Source organism: Methylophilus aquaticus, assembly GCF_030769565.1.
Classification (GTDB): Bacteria; Pseudomonadota; Gammaproteobacteria; order Burkholderiales; family Methylophilaceae; genus Methylophilus; species Methylophilus aquaticus.
Genome location: NZ_JAVCAP010000039.1, coordinates 1 through 1,780 on the forward strand (window position 1 = coordinate 1; position 1,780 = coordinate 1,780).

3 protein-coding genes and 1 pseudogene are annotated in these 1,780 nt (G+C 51.2%); 2 read left to right on the top strand and 2 right to left on the bottom strand.

What is annotated here, in order from left to right; translation table 11 throughout:
* Positions 1-130: 130 nt before the first annotated feature.
* Entirely contained in the window at positions 131-385 is a 255-nt protein-coding gene (locus Q9291_RS13980) for a transposase (protein WP_306390755.1), read from the bottom strand.
* Positions 386-500: 115 nt separating this feature from the next.
* Here Q9291_RS13980 and Q9291_RS13985 point away from each other — a divergent pair, with 115 nt between their 5' ends.
* Together Q9291_RS13985 and Q9291_RS13990 are read left to right on the top strand one after the other, a co-directional pair.
* A complete protein-coding gene (locus Q9291_RS13985) occupies positions 501-1,007 on the top strand; it encodes a hypothetical protein (RefSeq protein WP_306390756.1) in 507 nt (168 codons plus the stop codon).
* A gap of 116 nt (positions 1,008-1,123) precedes the next feature.
* Positions 1,124-1,453: a toxin-antitoxin system YwqK family antitoxin gene (locus tag Q9291_RS13990; RefSeq protein ID WP_306390757.1), complete on the top strand. Its 330-nt coding sequence runs from the start codon at positions 1,124-1,126 to the stop codon at positions 1,451-1,453.
* A gap of 48 nt (positions 1,454-1,501) precedes the next feature.
* Here the strand turns inward: Q9291_RS13990 and Q9291_RS13995 are convergent.
* Positions 1,502-1,675: pseudogene (locus tag Q9291_RS13995) on the bottom strand (IS4-like element ISCARN115 family transposase); the annotation flags it as partial.
* Positions 1,676-1,780: the final 105 nt, after the last annotated feature.

Below are 1,780 nucleotides of genomic sequence, written 5' to 3' on the forward strand. Positions count from 1 at the left end.
ACCGATAAACAATTGAGAACCAAGTGTAGCGTGACGTATTAAAGCGGGTGAGCATCAAAAATGCACCTCGTCGTGCAGAGTGTTGCTCGCCTTATTGACAGGAGATGGCTAATGGGTAACCCCATCGTGCTCAGGCACGCGCCATCTGACGGCTACTGACCATGCCTTGGGCATAGGCAAACAAGATGACTTTAAGCAACATGGCTGGCGGATAAGCACAGGCACCCATCGCATCGTTGCAATACTGGTGATCAAAACCGCTCAAGTCTATTTCATGGTCTAGCAGATAATTCAGCGCATATTCAAAACTGCCCGGCAGAAGTTGTTTATGCAAATCTACCGCTAAAAAACGCGGGCTGGTGTCGATGTATTTATAACGGGCCATGTGGTCTCAAGTGTCCAAGATCATTTTGCCATATTGACCTAACCAAACCGCACAGGCAAGATGTGGAAATGATACTTTTTATACAGCTTCGTTGGGCGGCTTGGAGGCAGCGCAAATGACTAGCCTTCCTAATCTTCTGCGAGCAGCGAGCAAGCTTAAATACGAGCATGCCGATGGCGAGTACATTGATTTCTATCCAGAGCCCGAGTTCGAGGCGCCAGAAGAAACTCGACGCTGGTTTATGGCATGGACCGGCAATCCTATTGCGGACTACTCTCCCTTCCTCGTGTTCGGTGGAGACGGCACAGGCGGTAGAGCTGCGGTGTGGCGCGTCGATGGCGAAAAGCCAATCGAAGATCAGCCAATTGTCTTTTTCGGATCGGAGGGTGAGTTGGGTGTAGTAGCTGCAAACAGTCGCGCTTACATCAGGCTGCTCGCGGGTGGAATTGGGCCTTATGAGGCCATTGCGTATGAGGGCCTACAGCGTCCTGTGCACGAATCCTTCGCTAAGTTAGCTAGTGACAACGGCATCGATCTCAGCAGTGATCTGTGGGAGGTCGTTCGGAGTGCGCAGGCTGCGTTCCCAAACTTTGAGGCTCACATCCGTGCTCTTTGTTCGTAGCATCTTATCCATATCGGCGCCGCCCAACAAGCAGTTCCACTCCGACGTCCTCGCCGCCGCTTCGCGCCGGCAAGGACGCGTGTGAACTGAGGCGTTAGGCTTTTCTTTGCGAGTCAATGATGCATATCCAAATCGCTGAAATCCCGTTTGAGTCCGGTGCAATCAAGCACCGATACTCACGCTACATGAGCGAGGATAAAACGCGCTGGGTTCGGCATGGGCTGTTCACAGCTTTTTATGAGAACGGCTCGAAGGCTAGCGAACTCCAGTACGAGCACGGCGTAGAGCAAGGTGAGTGCATTGACTACCACTCAAACGGTCAAGTGGCAGCGAGAGGCCAATACCACGAAGGCAAGGAACAAGGCCTTTGGCGTTATTGGGCAGAAGACGGATCAGAAGAGCCTTCTTGCTTGTTCGAGAACGGGATTGAAAAAGATGCGGCGTAATTCAACCAGCCACTCATTAATGCTATTCGGGTCAGAGTAGAATAGCACTTACTTAAGCTTTTTTGGATGCCCGAATTGCATCAGTTGTTCTCTGGCGAGAGTTCGTTTTTGCATGAGCAAGGGGTAGGCTTTTGGTCGTCGCTTGATGGCTCTTGGTTCAATTCTCCCAGGTCGGTTGCCAACAGTCTTTTGCACAACCAACGCCAGTAATGAACCGCCCCGTAATTTGAGGAGGCTCTTTAAGATGAGAGAATATCGAGATGAAGAGCACAAACAAATTTTCCCCGGAAGTCAAGGCGCGCGCAGTGCGCATGGTTTTAGAGCAAC

Bases quoted from the DNA above. Each gene is read 5' to 3' on its own strand.
- Q9291_RS13980 (WP_306390755.1), bottom strand. From the start codon at position 385: ATGGCCCGTTATAAATACATCGACACCAGCCCGCGTTTTTTAGCGGTA.
- Q9291_RS13990 (WP_306390757.1), top strand. From the start codon at position 1,124: ATGATGCATATCCAAATCGCTGAAATCCCGTTTGAGTCCGGTGCAATC.
- Q9291_RS13985 (WP_306390756.1), top strand. From the start codon at position 501: ATGACTAGCCTTCCTAATCTTCTGCGAGCAGCGAGCAAGCTTAAATAC.